We start from the raw sequence: 14,019 nt of genomic DNA on the forward strand, positions 1-14,019 counted from the left end.
GAGAAATTGAACCCGGATCAGAGATCAGGGTACGACGGCACTCGGCTGCCGGGTTGCTTCAACACCAGACCGCTGCACTGTCTCCGGCACCGCCACCCAAAGCAGCACCAGCGCCGCCATCGCCACCGCCGCCAATGTCAGAAACGCAGCGCTGTACCCTGCTTCCTGAACCACAACCCCCGCCAGGCTGTTGCTCAACGCCGCGCCCAGACCGAACACCGTCGAAATCGCCCCAAGGCTGACATTGAAATGCCCGGTGCCCAGCGTCAGGTCTTTCACCACCACCGGAAACAGCGCGCCGAAAATCCCCGCGCCAACGCCATCGAGCAACTGCACCGAAACCAGCCACCACGGATCGTTCGACAGCACATACAACACGCCACGCAATGGCAGGATCAGGAACCCAGCCAGCAGCAACGGCTTGCGCCCCCACAGATCGGCCTTGGCCCCAACCAGCAACGCGACCGGCACCATCACCATTTGCGCCGCGACGATACAGGCGGACGTAAGCGGCGTGGCCATCTGCAGATTGGCCTGCGCCAGTTTCTGACTCACCAGTGGCAGCATCGCCGCGTTCGCCAGATGAAACAGCGCACAGCAAATCGCGAACATCAGCAGCGGCCGGTTGGTGAGCAATACGGAAAGCCCCGAAGGCTGCTTGCCCTGCCCTGTCTCGCTGGGCTCCAGACCTCGGGCGAGATCGTGGTCAATGGCGTCGGCCGATACGAACGAGACGGTAATCACACAGGCCAGCGCCATGACTGCCATCAAATAAAACACGGCAACCGGACCGAACAGGTACGCGGACAAACCGGCCAACAGTGCGGCGAAGGCGTTGCCGGCGTGGTTGAAGGTTTCGTTACGTCCGGTTCTGCGCGTAAACGCGCGAGGTCCGGTGATCCCGAGAGTGATCGCGCAGATGGCCGGGGCGAAGATCGAAGCGGCAGCGGCACTGATGGCTTGCGTCACGGCCACGAGGCTGAATGAAGTCACGAACGGCAGCAGCAGACAACTTCCGGTGACCACCAGTGCAGCAATCGCAATCAGCGCCCGTTTGAAGCGTGTGCCGTCGACCAGCGCACCTGCCGGAGTCTGTGTGATGAGCGCGGCGATCCCGGCAATCGTCATGACCAGCCCGATACTCGCCGGCTCCCAGTGGTGAACCGCCAACAGATAAATTGCCAGATAAGGCCCGAGCCCGTCGCGTACGTCGGCGAGGAAGAAATTCAGGCTGTCGAGGGACAGATTATTGCGGCGATCGAGGTGAGTAGCCACGGGTAACGTCTTCGTTGTCGAGGTTCTGCGAAATGACTCAACCTCCGCAAATCGAATGACCCTTTGCCGGGTGTTTTAGTTGCATGAAACAGCCGTCCGTTACTGCCCCATCAACAGTTCGCGCTCGCCTTCACACAACCCCACGACGTAATCCCAAACCACCCGCAACCGCACCGACTTGTGCAACTCCCGCCGCGTACTGATCCAGTAACTGCGCTCGATGCTCTCGTCCGGCAACAGCGCCACCAGATCCGGATCGGCCGCCGCCATATAACAAGGCAGCACCGCAATCCCCAACCCCGAGCGCGCCGCCTGCTGCTGGGCGATCACGCTGGTGCTGTGAAACACCACCCGCGGATTGCGGCAGAAGCTGTTGAGAAACATCAGCTCCTGACTGAACAGCAGATCATCGACATAGCCGATCCATGCGTGCCGTCCTAGATCCTCGCGACTGCGCAGCGGCGGCGCATTGTCGAGGTAAGCGCGGCTGGCATAGAGCGCGAGCCGGTAGTCGGTGAGTTTGCGGGTGACCAGCATGTCCGCCGCCGGCCGTTCCAGGTGAATGCTGATTTCCGCCTCGCGATTGAGGATGCTGACGAAGCGCGGCACCGCCACCAACTCCACTTCCAGCCCCGGATAGCGCTCGAACAACCCGATCATGCGGCTGGCGAGGAACATGATGCCCAGCCCTTCCGTCACGCCGACGCGGATCTTGCCCAGCGGCGCGGTGGACTGGGTGATTTCTTCCTGAGCCAGCAGCGCAACGTTTTCCATCGCTTCGGCGTGTTTGAGCAGTGCTTCCCCCGCCGGAGTCATTTCATAGCCTTGGGCGTGCTGGACGAACAGCGCGGTGCCGAGGCTTTTTTCGATGGCCTCGATATGCCGGGCGACGGTGGCGTGCGTGGTGTTCAGGCGGCGGGCGGCGGTAAGCAGTCGGCCGCTGCGTTGCAACTCAAGAAAGAACCGCAGGTCGTTCCAGTCGAACATGGCTTGTCCTTGTCGGCTATCGTCAGGAAGCGCTGTTTGAAAACGCACAGCGGCTGCGCAAAAACTAACATTCTTTTGACGAAAGCTAACAACTAGGATGACTGACAACAAAAACAATAAGCGAGGTCAGGGAATGCAGACTTCCCTCGATGAATTCGATTACATCGTGGTCGGCGCCGGGCCGGCCGGGTGTTTGCTGGCCAATCGGCTGTCGGCGGATCCGCAGCAGCGCGTGCTGTTGCTGGAAGCCGGCGGGCGCGACAACTATCCGTGGATTCACATCCCCGTGGGTTACCTGTTCTGCATCGGCAACCCGCGCACCGACTGGTGCTTCAAGACCGAAGAACAATCGGGCCTCAACGGCCGTGCGCTGAGTTATCCGCGCGGCAAGGTGCTGGGTGGCTGTTCGTCGATCAACGGCATGATCTACATGCGGGGGCAGGCCAACGACTACGACGGTTGGGCTGCCGAGGGCAATCCGGGCTGGGCCTGGAATGACGTACTGCCGCTGTTCAAACAGAGCGAAAACCACTTCGCCGGCGCGGCGGATTTCCATGGCGACCAGGGTGAATGGCGGGTCGAACGCCAGCGCCTGTCGTGGCCGATTCTCGATGCGTTTCGCAGCGCTGCCGAACAGAGCGGTATCGCCAGCATCGATGACTTCAACCAGGGCGATAACGAGGGTTGCGGTTACTTTCAGGTGAACCAGAAGGCCGGGGTGCGCTGGAATGCGGCGAAGGCGTTTCTGAAGCCGATTCGCGATCGGGCCAATCTCACGGTGTTGACCGACGTCGAGGTGGATCGCGTGCTGTTCGAAGACGGTCGCGCCTCAAGGGTCAGCGCACGTTGGCAGGGTCAGGAAAAGCGCTTCAAGGCGCGCAAGGAGATCGTGTTGTGTGCCGGCTCCGTGGGCTCGCCGAGCATTCTGCAACGCTCCGGGGTCGGGCCGCGTCCGCTGCTGGAAAAGCTCGGAATCGGCGTGGTGCATGAACTGCCGGGCGTCGGCGGCAATCTGCAGGATCACCTGCAACTGCGGCTGATCTACAAACTGGAAAACGCCCGCACTCTCAATCAGATTGCCGGCAGCGTGTGGGGCAAGATGGGCATGGGCCTGCGCTATCTGTATGACCGCAGCGGGCCGTTGTCGATGGCGCCGAGTCAGCTGGGCGCGTTTGCCCGCTCGGGGCCGGAACAGACCTCGGCCAATCTCGAATACCACGTGCAGCCGCTGTCGCTGGAGCGTTTTGGCGAACCGCTGCACAGCTTCCCCGCGTTCACCGCGTCGGTGTGCGATCTACGTCCGCAGAGCCGTGGCCGGGTCGAGATTCGCTCCGTCGATCCGCAAACAGCGCCACTTATCCAGCCCAATTACCTGAGCCATCCCGAAGACCTGCGCGTGGCCGCCGACGCGATTCGCCTGACTCGCCGCATCGTCAGCGCCCCGGCCCTGCAAGCCTTCAACCCGGTGGAATATCTGCCTGGCGCCAGCCTGCAAACCGAAGAACAACTGCACGAAGCGGCGGCGAAGATCGGCACGACGATTTTCCACCCGGTCGGCACCTGTCGCATGGGCAATGACGCGGACGCGGTGGTCGATGCGCAATTGCGCGTGCACGGTGTGCCCGGTCTGCGGATTGCCGATGCGTCGATCATGCCGCGCATTACCTCGGGCAACACCTGTTCGCCTACGCTGATGATTGCTGAAAAAGCGGCACAGCTGATCCTCAACCCAACCGCCCGGAGTTTTCCCGCCGAAGAAAAAGCACTGCCCGCACTCTCTTGACCAAAGGAATAGCGGCGCCAGCCCACGAGGTCGGCGCCGACAGTGGAACAACAAAAACAATCACTGTGAGGGATACCGATATGTCAGAACACGTTCAGCCACTGGACGCCGTGCGCAGCACGGACGCCAGCCCCGATACCCGAAAGGTCATCTTCGCCTCGTCCCTGGGGACGGTGTTCGAGTGGTATGACTTCTTTCTCTACGGCGCCCTGGCGGCGGTGATCAGCAAGCAGTTTTTTGCCGGGGTCAACGACACCACGGCATTCATCTTCGCGTTGATGGCGTTTGCCGCAGGCTTCATCGTGCGGCCGTTCGGGGCGCTGGTGTTCGGTCGGTTGGGGGACATGATCGGGCGCAAATACACGTTCCTTGCGACCATCATTCTGATGGGCGTGGCGACGTTCGCGGTGGGCCTGCTGCCGACCTACGCCAGCATCGGCATCGCGGCACCGATCATTCTGGTGATACTGCGCATGCTGCAGGGCCTGGCCCTCGGCGGCGAATACGGCGGCGCCGCGACCTACGTGGCGGAACACGCGCCGATCGGCAAACGCGGGTTCCACACCAGCTGGATTCAATCCACCGCGACCCTCGGCTTGCTGCTGTCACTGCTGGTGGTGCTCGGTTGCCGCTACTTCACCGGTGATCAGTTCGAAGTCTGGGGCTGGCGCATTCCGTTCCTGCTGTCGATCGTGCTGCTGGGGATTTCCACCTGGATTCGCCTGAGCCTGCACGAGTCGCCGGCCTATCTGAAGATGAAAGAGGAAGGCAAGGCCAGCAAGGCGCCGATCCGCGAATCCTTCGGCAAATGGGAAAACCTCAAAGTCGTGCTGATCGCGCTGTTCAGCATCAACGCCGGGCAAGCGGTGACCTTCTATGCCGCGCAGTTCTACGTGCTGTTCTTCCTCACCCAGTTCCTGAAAATGGATCCGGCGGTGGCCAACAGTCTGCTGATCATCAGCGTGGTGATCGGCGCGCCGTTCTTCATCATTTTCGGCTGGCTGTCGGACAAGGTCGGACGCAAACCGGTGCTGATGCTTGGTCTGCTGCTTGCTACTGCGCTGTACTTCCCGATCTTCAAATCCCTGGCCCACTACGCCAACCCGGCCATCGACCACGCCAGCCAACAGGCGCCGATTACCGTGGTGGCAGACCCGGCCACCTGTACCTTCCAGTTCGATCCGGTGGGCAAGGCCAAATTCGACAGCCCGTGCGACAAGGTCAAGACCTTCCTGGTCAAGCAAGGCCTGCCCTACTCCAGCGTCGCCGCCCCGGCAGGCAGCGCGGTGCAGGTGAGCGTCGGCGATGTGAAACTCGACGGTTTCGACGAGGCATCACTGCGCGGCGCGATTACCCTCGCCGGCTACCCGCAACAGGCTGACATGCAGCAGATCAACAAGCCGATGATCGTGGCCCTGATCGTCGCGCTGATCATCATCTCCGCCATGTGCTACGGCCCGCTCGCGGCGTTGATGGTCGAACTGTTCCCGACCCGCATCCGCTACACCTCGATGTCCTTGCCGTACCACATCGGCAATGGCTGGTTCGGCGGTTTCCTGCCAACCGTGTCGTTCGCGCTAGTGGTGTACACCGGGGATATTTTCTATGGGCTGTGGTATCCGGTGCTGATTACCGGGGTGAGCCTGGTGGTGGGAATGATTTGTCTGCGTGAGACAAAGAATATCGACCTCGACAAGAACTGATCCTTGATCAGGGTGGCGAGGGTTTCACACCCTTGCCACACCACTGAATCTCAGACCTCCGCCTCCAGCAATTCAAACTTCACCTGATCGGGATAGAACGCAACGTAATCCTTGATCTGGCTGACCGAAATTTTCGGATGTTCGTACGTCCACACCGCGTTCGCCCCCTCATGCCCGGGCACTTGCAGACTGAAATAATTGGCGTCGCCCTTGTACGGGCAATAACTCGTATGGTCGGTGCGGGCGAAGTATTTTTCGTCGATGTCTTCGCGGGGGATGTAGTAGACCGGCGGGTAATTGGCTTCGAGCAGCACCAAAGCTCGGGCCGAGGCGGCGACTTGTATGCCATGGAACTTCACCAGCAGGCAGCCTGGCTGCTCGGCGATGGTGATGACGGGACTGGGACCGGAGGTTTTCATCGGTTTCTCCTGACAGCAGCGAAGGGAGCGCTTCAGGTATAACCCATGCGGCCGGATCTCGTCGGGTTCGCAGCCGAACGGTTTTTTCCGCTCACAAAAAAAACGCAGCCGGCGAAGGCTGCGGTTTTCCGGTTTCAGATTTTCCGGTTTCAGATCAGGCGACGATATCGGTCGCCACGGCCTGGCCCACCACACCCACTGCGAAGTCCACCGAGCCCTGGCCCGTCAGGTCGATCATCAGGCTGGTCTGGTTGGTCTGTTCGAAGTACGTGAGGATCGCGTCGCCCGCGTGCCCGGTGAAGCCGCTGACGAAGTTCAGCGTGGCTGCGCCCGAGGCGAAACCGGCGATGCCCGACAGGTCGATCTTGTCCAGGCCGCTGGTGAAATCCATGATCCAGTCCGGCGCGGTCATGGTCGAATCGCTGGCAGCGCCGAACACAAAGGTGTCTGCGCCTTCACCGCCCCACAGCGAATCACCGCCGCCACCGCCGTAGATGATGTCGTTGCCGGCACCGCCGATCAGATCGTTGGCCGCCGCGTTGCCGATCAACAGGTCATTGCCCGAGCCGCCCACAGCGTTTTCAACGGTCACGCCATACGCGATGGAGACGTTGCCCACCAGGCCGCCGACGTCGGAGAACGAACCTTCGTTGAGGTTGATCTTCTGGTTCTGGCTAAAGCCGGAGAAGTCCAGGGTGTCGTTGCCGCCGCCGTCCCACACCGAGAACACCACTTTGGAGGTGTCCGAAGTAGCGCTGTAGTAGTCGCGGTCGGCGTTGGAGTTGAAGCCGTACACGGTGTCGTCGGCACGGGTTTCCAGGTTGGCGCCATAGAGTTTCTGCACGGCGACGATGTCGTCCAGCAACGGTGCAGAGGCGTAGGCGCCGCTGCCGTCCTTGCTGAAGTTCTGGTCGGTGTTGGCTTCGCTCCAGTAGCTCATCAGGCTGTAGCCACGGGTGTCTTCGGCGTACTTGGCGTCGCCGTAAGTCGGGTTGCCATTGCCGGCGTTGTAAGCGCCCGGGTGCGACAGGCCGAGGGTGTGGCCGATTTCGTGGGTCAGGGTCTGGCGCCCGTAGTTGTTGGTGTCGGGAGTCTTGTTGACCTGGTACTTATCGTTGATCAGATACCACGACTGGCCGTCATAGCTGCTGCCCTGCGGCAGGTAGGCGAATGCCGCGCCGCCGGTGCTGACATCGTAGTTGCCGAAGGTCATGTGACCGTCGCCGCCCTTGCCTTCGGTGAAAGTGACTTTGGCCACGTCCGACCACGATTGCATCGACAGGATGGCCTGGTCTTTCTGCTGAGCGCTGAACTCGCTGAAGTTGCCGAGTTTGGGGTTGTAGTTCGACGGTTTGTCGGTCAGGAACGAATAGGTCAGATCAATCTTGCCGTCAGCGTTCTTGTCTTGCCACGACATGCCCTTGCGCAGGATTTCGTCGGCGGCCTGGTCGGCGGTGAACGACGGTTTGCCGTTGATGGTCCCGGTGCCACGGTCATACAGGTGGCTGAAGGTGTCGACCGCGGTGAAGGCGCTGGTGGCCTGGGAGGAAGGTTGAGACATGGTGTACGTCCTTGTTTCTAAAGAGTCAGTGTCAGACAGAAAAACGGCGATCTTCTGGCGAGATCGTCCTGTCACTCGCCCTGTTGAGGCAGATTGAACCTGCCACAGCCGCCAAGGGGGGCGCTAATCAATTTCTCGATAGCGTCCCCGATTGCCCCGGCGACGGCTGTCATGACCGGCAATCCTTTTATCTGTATATCCATACAGATAAAAGTTGCCCCTTCGCCCGACTCAGGCCATTCTGTGCGCCTCTTCGGGCAATGATCGACGACGGTGGTTATGCGGCTGTACCTCTGTGAAAAACCTTCCCAGGCCAAGGATATTGCGGCCGTGCTGGGCGCCAGGCGCCGAGGCGACGGCTGCTGGCTGGGAACGGACATCACGGTGACCTGGTGCATCGGCCACTTGCTGGAAACCGCCCCGCCGGACGCCTACGACGCACGCTACAAGCGCTGGGTGCTGGCGGACCTGCCGATCATCCCGGACAAATGGAAAATGACCGTCAAGCCGCGCACTGCCAGCCAGTACAAAGCGGTCAAGCGCCTGCTCGGCGAGGCCAGCGAACTGATCATCGCCACCGACGCCGACCGCGAAGGCGAGATGATCGCCCGGGAACTGGTAGAGCATTGCCGCTATCGCGGGCCGATCCGCCGCTTATGGCTGTCGGCGCTGGACGAAGCATCGATCCGCAAGGCCTTGGCGGCTCTGAAGCCGGGCGCTGAAACCTTCAGCCTCTATCACTCGGCATTGGGGCGTTCTCGGGCAGACTGGCTGATCGGGATGAACATGAGTCGCCTGTTCACTCTGCTCGGCCGGCAATCGGGCTATCAAGGCGTATTGCCGGTGGGCCGGGTGCAGACACCAACCCTGCGGCTGGTGGTGGATCGCGACCGCAGCATCGCTGACTTCGTGCCGGTGGCGTACTGGGCCATCGATGTGCAACTGCTGCACAACGACACGGCGTTCACTGCGCAATGGCGTGCGCCAAACGACGCCTGTGATGATCAGGATCGCTGCCTCAATCAGGCCCTCGCTCAGCAAGCGGCTGCGGCGATCAGCAGCGCCGCCAGCGCCCGGGTGGTCAAGCTGCGCACCGAGCGCATGCGCGAAGTGGCGCCTCTGCCCTTCGATCTCGGCACCTTGCAGGAAGTCTGCTCGAAGAAGCTCGGCCTCGGAGCCCAGGAAACCCTCGACATCGCCCAGGCCCTCTACGAAACCTACAAAGTCATCACCTACCCGCGCAGCGATTGCGGCTACCTGCCCGTGAGCCAGCACAGCGAGGCGCCGGGGATTCTCGCGGCGCTGCGTCAGGCTGATCCAAGCCTCGACGCCTTGCGCGAGCATCTGGAGCCACAGCGCCGCTCTCGCGCCTGGAACGACGCCAAGGTCAGTGCCCACCACGGCATCATCCCCACCGCCGCCGCGAAGAATCTCGAACGCCTGACCGGCAAGCACCGGGCGGTCTACACGCTGATTCGTGCGCGGTATCTGGCGCAGTTCCTGCCCAATCATGAATACGACCGCACCCAGGCCGATTTCGATTGCGCCGGTGAAGCCTTGCGTGCCATCGGCAAACAGATCATCGAGCCGGGCTGGAAACGCGCACTACCGGAAGCACTGGCCCCGGCCAAGGGCCGTGAAGCCCCTGCGCCGCAAACCCTGCCGACGCTGACTCAAGGCGCCGAGTGCGCCGTGGCTGACGTGAAGCTCAAGGACCTGTGGACGCAGCCGCCCAAGCCCTACACCGAAGGCGATCTGATCAAGGCGATGAAGAACGTCGCCAAACTGGTGGAAGACCCGCTGCTCAAACAAAAACTCAAGGACACCACCGGCATCGGCACCGAAGCCACCCGTGCTTCGATCATTCAAGGCCTGCTGGATCGCGGTTATCTGGTGAAAAACGGCAAGGCCCTCGCCGCCACGCCCGCGGCGTTCAGCCTGATCGACGCAGTACCACGAGCGATTGCCGACCCCGGCACCACGGCGATCTGGGAACAGGCGCTGGACATGGTGCAGAGCGGCGAGATGAGTCTGGAAGAGTTCGTCACCAAACAGGCCGCGTGGATGAGCAAGCAAGTGACCCGTTGCGCCGGGCTGAGCCTGACCATCAGCGGCCCGCCCCCTGCCGGCAAGGCCGCTGCACCGTGGAAGAACAAGCGCAAGACCACTCGGCGAAAAACCACCGGCACCAGCAAACGTGCGGCGAAACCGGCAGCCAAATAGCCCGCTGCGCGCTACTGTTTCTGCAGTGATTGTCAGGAGGCTGCGGCATGTCTGTCATCGAACTGCGCGTCGCCCGGCGCGACGAACTGGACACCATCGAAAACCTGATGCAGTTCTACACCTACGACTTCAGCGAATGGCTGCCGCTGAAGCTTGCCGAGCATGGTTTCTTCCCGATCCAGTTGAAGGACGATTACTGGCGCCAACCGGCAACCCGGCCGTTCCTGATCCACGTCGACGGCGAACTGGCGGGGTTCGTGACCGTCGATGACCACCTCCTCATCGAAGGCGCCGACTACAACATCGGCTATTTCTTCGTCAGCCGACGCTGGCGTGGCCAAGGCGTCGCGCAGTTTGTCGCCTCTGCCCTCTTGAGCCACTTGCCCGGTCAATGGCAGATTTTCCATGTCGACGCCAACCTGCCTGCGCAGCGGTTCTGGGCCAGGGTCATCCCCGCGGTGAGCGGCGGCGACTTCACTCGCCAGCAGAAAACCGTAGACGGTTACCCCTGCACGTTCTACTGCCTGCGCAGCCCTTCCCACGTTGCCTGAACGACCCTTTTCTCATTCCAGAATGACTTTGTCCGACAATATGTAGTGACCAAAAATAATCACTACAAAACCGTTGACGGCGTCGTTTTGCTTTTGCATGATGCAGACGTCTCCCCGATCGGGAGCACTGGCAACACGCTTGAGCAAGCTCGTCTGACCGCCGAGCTGTTTTTTCCGGATACACGCTGCCCACAAGGCAGATTGAAGAAGCTGACCTGGCCTGAACGTCCAGTACAAGGACGAGAAGCGCTGGCGAAAATTCTCAAGACGCTTGTGGTCGACCCTGAAAACGTCGTCAAGGAGCCTCCCGGTTTTCGCTGCTTCTCCTCGTTGTGACGCTATTGCGTAGCAGTTATTCAACACGACTACATGCAACAGATGCATGACCCCGTACTTCACACGGGCGACCGCTGACGTCCTGGTTTCGGTGCCAGGGATCAACTAACCGATGGGCTACCTGTATTAGCGAATCAACTTTGAAAGATCACCAGACTGGTCAAGGGGCAAAATCATGAATCTGAACAATCAACCAACTATCGAAGAACTGGCTCGTATGTTCGCTGCGCAAAAAGACAGCCACGACAGCCATATTCTGTGGATCAGCAAGTCGGGTCAGGTGCATATCGACTGCCTGTCGCCCCATGCTGGTGAAGAAGAGTTCGACCAGAACAACCAGAACCTGCTGGCCCGCCTGAAGATGTACCGCCGCGGCCACGGCTATGTCGGCAAGAAAGCCGCGGCCGACAAGGACTTCATCGGTAATGTTCTGCAAACGCTGAAACAGGCGTGGGACTCGATGCAGAACAAGAACGAAGTTCGGGTGATTGATCGGTTCTACTGAGTTCTAACCTCAATAAACAAAAGGGCCTGCCTCCGATAAGGAGCAGGCCCTTTTTTATTGATCACCCGCAATGTTCATGAACGGGTTTCCAACACCATCTCCATGAACGCCACCGCCGCCGCACTGTGATAATTGTTCTTGCGCCGCAACAACGCCGCCCCCCGCTGCGGCGCCTCACTCTCGACCCGCAACCGGCGCAACGCCCGATCCTCGGTCGCAATGGCCTCCGGCAACATGGTCGCAATCGGCGCATGCCGGATCACTTCCAGCAATGTACTCACGGAGTTCACCTCGATCTGCACCTTGGGCGTGATGCCGTGCTGACGGAAATACTCGTCGATCGACAGCCGTGTGATGAAGTCCGGCGCCAACAGAGCGAAATCCAGCTGCGCAATGTCATCCGGCGTCAGCACTGCAGCGCTTTCATACAAAGGATGCTCACGCCCGACCATCACCCCCAGCGTCTCGACAAACGCCGGAACGCATTCAATGTCCGGATTGCGCACTGGTGTGAAAGCAATCGCGATATCCAGCGAGTCATCCGCCAGTCCGGCCTCGATGTCATCCATCGACAGCTCGAAAATTTCCAGGTGAATCCCCGGATATCGCGCCACGAAATCGCGCACCAACGGCCCCACCAGATACGCCATGAAGGTCGGGGTCATGGCCAGGCGCAGCGAGCCTCGGGACAGATCCTTCACGTCATGCAACGCGCGCTTGCCCGCCTCCAGCTCCACCAGCACCCGTCGTGCGCATTCGATGTAGGCCTGGCCGGCGTCAGTGGGTTTTACGGAGCGCGAGGTGCGGTCGAACAGATCCACACCGAGGCTTTCCTCCAACTGGCGGATCTGTTGCGACAGGGTCGGCTGCGACACGTGCAGCGCCTCGGCTGCCCGGGTGAAGCCGCCGTGATCGGCCACGGCCAGCAGGTAACGCAAATGTCGCAGCAGCATGGGACTCTCCATCTATAGGCAGTGCTTATGCTTGGCATTGTATATCGGTCTTGGACGCTATGGATCAATCGGCAGAAGATGAACCCCACACAGCAAGCCAACCCCGAAAGGAGAAACACCATGCAATCTCAAGCCTACAACGACAGCCGCATCGCCCTGACCACTCGCGCCCTGGATGCCAAGGCACAGAAAAACCTGTCGTGGCAGGACCTGGCCGACGGCACCGGCCTGAGCCTGGCCTACGTGACCGCCGCCCTCCTCGGCCAGCACCCGCTGCCAAAAGCCGCCGCTGAAGTCGTGGGCGACAAACTGCAACTGAGCGCCGAAGACGTCGCCGCCCTGCAAATCATCCCGCTGCGCGGCAGCCTCGATGGTGTGCCGACCGACCCGACCATCTACCGCTTCCACGAAATGATCCAGATCTACGGCACCACCCTGAAGGCACTGGTTCACGAACAGTTCGGCGACGGCATCATCAGCGCAATCAACTTCAAGCTCGACATCAAGAAAGTCGAAGACCCTGAAGGCGGTTCCCGCGCCGTGGTCACCCTCGACGGCAAGTTCCTCCCGCTGCGTCCGTTCTGATCCATCCCGAGCCCGCACCCCGCGTGCGGGCCCGCCCAAACCTGAATTGCCAAGTCGTCACCACATCCGTCTGGAGGCTGCCCCATGCAAAAAATTCTGTTGTCCCTGGCCCTGCTCGCCGGCCTTTGCGCTCAAGCCCAGGCCAGTGAAGAAGCTGTCGCCTACCGCTACGGCATGCAACTGGACATCGCGCAGGTCGTGAGCATCACCCCGGTCGCCGACGTCTGCGGCGTGGTACCGGTCGAAATGACCTACCTCGACAGCAATGGCGCAAAACACATTCTTCAATACAGCGAGTTCGGCACTGGCTGCTCCAACTGAGAGGACACACCATGAAAAACCTGATCGAAGGATTCCTGAAGTTCCAGAGCGAAGCCTTTCCGCAACGCACTGAACTGTTCAAATACCTGGCGACTACCCAGACCCCGGGCACGTTGTTCATCACCTGCTCCGACAGTCGTGTAATTCCGGAACTGCTGACCCAACAAGAACCCGGCGAACTGTTCGTGATCCGCAACGCCGGCAATATCGTGCCGTCCTACAGCCCGCATCCGGGTGGGGTTTCGGCGACGGTGGAATACGCGGTGGCCGTGCTTGGCGTGACCGACATCGTGATCTGCGGCCACTCCGATTGCGGCGCCATGACCGCCATCGCCCAATGCAAATGCATGGATCACCTGCCCGCCGTCAGCGGCTGGCTGCAACACGCCGAGTCGGCGAAAGTGGTCAACGAATCGCGACCACACGCCAATGACGCGGCCAAGCTGAGTTCGATGGTGCGCGAGAACGTGATCGCCCAACTGGCGAACATTCAGACCCACCCGAGCGTGCGTCTGGCCCAGGAAAAAGGTCTGCTGAACCTGCACGGCTGGGTGTACGACATCGAGACCGGCTCCATCGATGCCTTGAGCGCCGACCGCCGCACCTTCGTCTCGCTGGCCGAGCAACCATCGACGTGCGCGGTGTATGGCCAAACGGTCAATGCCGCCTGAACCGAACGCCCCGCACCTGCCGGGGCGTTTGCTTTGTATCAGCGTGTAGCCAGCACCCTGCCAGACACAGTTCCATGCACCCGCACCGGAAGGCGGACACATCAGCGATACAGCGTGCGCCTTGAATAAGCCCTGACGTTGCATCC

Annotated in this window: 14 protein-coding genes; 9 read left to right on the forward strand and 5 right to left on the reverse strand. The window is 60.9% G+C overall.

The window, feature by feature from the left end:
- Nucleotides 1-24 precede the first annotated feature (24 nt).
- Nucleotides 25-1,275, reverse strand: a complete 1,251-nt coding sequence (locus tag AC07VV_RS07080) for an MFS transporter (RefSeq protein WP_495035784.1) — start codon at nt 1,273-1,275, stop codon at nt 25-27.
- A gap of 99 nt (nt 1,276-1,374) precedes the next feature.
- The gene (locus AC07VV_RS07085) at nt 1,375-2,262 is read right to left on the reverse strand and encodes a LysR family transcriptional regulator (protein WP_192558286.1); all 888 of its coding nucleotides are present in this window, start codon (nt 2,260-2,262) and stop codon (nt 1,375-1,377) included.
- Nucleotides 2,263-2,395: 133 nt separating this feature from the next.
- Here AC07VV_RS07085 and AC07VV_RS07090 point away from each other — a divergent pair, with 133 nt between their 5' ends.
- Together AC07VV_RS07090 and AC07VV_RS07095 are read left to right on the forward strand one after the other, a co-directional pair.
- Complete coding sequence (locus AC07VV_RS07090) at nt 2,396-4,045, forward strand: GMC family oxidoreductase (protein WP_495035785.1); 1,650 nt, start codon at nt 2,396-2,398, stop codon at nt 4,043-4,045.
- 80 nt (nt 4,046-4,125) lie between these two features.
- Nucleotides 4,126-5,748: an MFS transporter gene (locus tag AC07VV_RS07095; protein ID WP_495035786.1), complete on the forward strand. Its 1,623-nt coding sequence runs from the start codon at nt 4,126-4,128 to the stop codon at nt 5,746-5,748.
- A gap of 50 nt (nt 5,749-5,798) precedes the next feature.
- On the opposite strand, the gene AC07VV_RS07100 is transcribed toward AC07VV_RS07095, so the two are convergent.
- Together AC07VV_RS07100 and AC07VV_RS07105 are read right to left on the reverse strand one after the other, a co-directional pair.
- Nucleotides 5,799-6,167 (reverse strand): DUF427 domain-containing protein, encoded by a 369-nt coding sequence (locus AC07VV_RS07100; RefSeq protein WP_096820174.1) that lies wholly within the window; start codon nt 6,165-6,167, stop codon nt 5,799-5,801.
- A gap of 154 nt (nt 6,168-6,321) precedes the next feature.
- Nucleotides 6,322-7,728, reverse strand: a complete 1,407-nt coding sequence (locus tag AC07VV_RS07105; RefSeq protein ID WP_495035787.1) for a serralysin family metalloprotease — start codon at nt 7,726-7,728, stop codon at nt 6,322-6,324.
- Nucleotides 7,729-8,007: 279 nt separating this feature from the next.
- On the opposite strand from AC07VV_RS07105, the gene AC07VV_RS07110 reads away from it, so the two are divergent.
- The 4 genes from AC07VV_RS07110 (at nt 8,008) to AC07VV_RS07125 (ending at nt 11,343) form a co-directional block, all read left to right on the forward strand.
- Complete coding sequence (locus AC07VV_RS07110; RefSeq protein ID WP_495035788.1) at nt 8,008-9,951, forward strand: DNA topoisomerase III; 1,944 nt, start codon at nt 8,008-8,010, stop codon at nt 9,949-9,951.
- Nucleotides 9,952-9,998: 47 nt separating this feature from the next.
- Nucleotides 9,999-10,502 (forward strand): GNAT family N-acetyltransferase, encoded by a 504-nt coding sequence (locus AC07VV_RS07115; protein WP_495035789.1) that lies wholly within the window; start codon nt 9,999-10,001, stop codon nt 10,500-10,502.
- Nucleotides 10,503-10,547: 45 nt separating this feature from the next.
- Nucleotides 10,548-10,838: a hypothetical protein gene (locus tag AC07VV_RS07120; RefSeq protein ID WP_176504837.1), complete on the forward strand. Its 291-nt coding sequence runs from the start codon at nt 10,548-10,550 to the stop codon at nt 10,836-10,838.
- 175 nt (nt 10,839-11,013) lie between these two features.
- Nucleotides 11,014-11,343 carry a hypothetical protein gene (locus AC07VV_RS07125; protein ID WP_339450143.1) on the forward strand — a complete coding sequence of 110 codons (330 nt, stop codon included), beginning with the start codon at nt 11,014-11,016 and terminating at the stop codon, nt 11,341-11,343.
- A 74-nt stretch (nt 11,344-11,417) separates the two neighbouring features.
- On the opposite strand, the gene cynR is transcribed toward AC07VV_RS07125, so the two are convergent.
- A complete protein-coding gene (gene cynR / locus AC07VV_RS07130; protein ID WP_495035790.1) occupies nt 11,418-12,296 on the reverse strand; it encodes a transcriptional regulator CynR in 879 nt (292 codons plus the stop codon).
- Nucleotides 12,297-12,416: 120 nt separating this feature from the next.
- Here cynR and cynS point away from each other — a divergent pair, with 120 nt between their 5' ends.
- The 3 genes from cynS (at nt 12,417) to AC07VV_RS07145 (ending at nt 13,873) form a co-directional block, all read left to right on the forward strand.
- The gene (gene cynS / locus AC07VV_RS07135) at nt 12,417-12,881 is read left to right on the forward strand and encodes a cyanase (protein ID WP_085731993.1); all 465 of its coding nucleotides are present in this window, start codon (nt 12,417-12,419) and stop codon (nt 12,879-12,881) included.
- 84 nt (nt 12,882-12,965) lie between these two features.
- Nucleotides 12,966-13,202 (forward strand): DUF2790 domain-containing protein, encoded by a 237-nt coding sequence (locus tag AC07VV_RS07140; RefSeq protein ID WP_273538972.1) that lies wholly within the window; start codon nt 12,966-12,968, stop codon nt 13,200-13,202.
- A gap of 11 nt (nt 13,203-13,213) precedes the next feature.
- On the forward strand, nt 13,214-13,873 hold the full coding sequence (locus AC07VV_RS07145) for a carbonic anhydrase (protein ID WP_495035791.1): 660 nt from the start codon (nt 13,214-13,216) through the stop codon (nt 13,871-13,873).
- Nucleotides 13,874-14,019 lie beyond the last annotated feature (146 nt).

The organism is Pseudomonas sp. GW821-FHT02C04 (assembly GCF_059421845.1).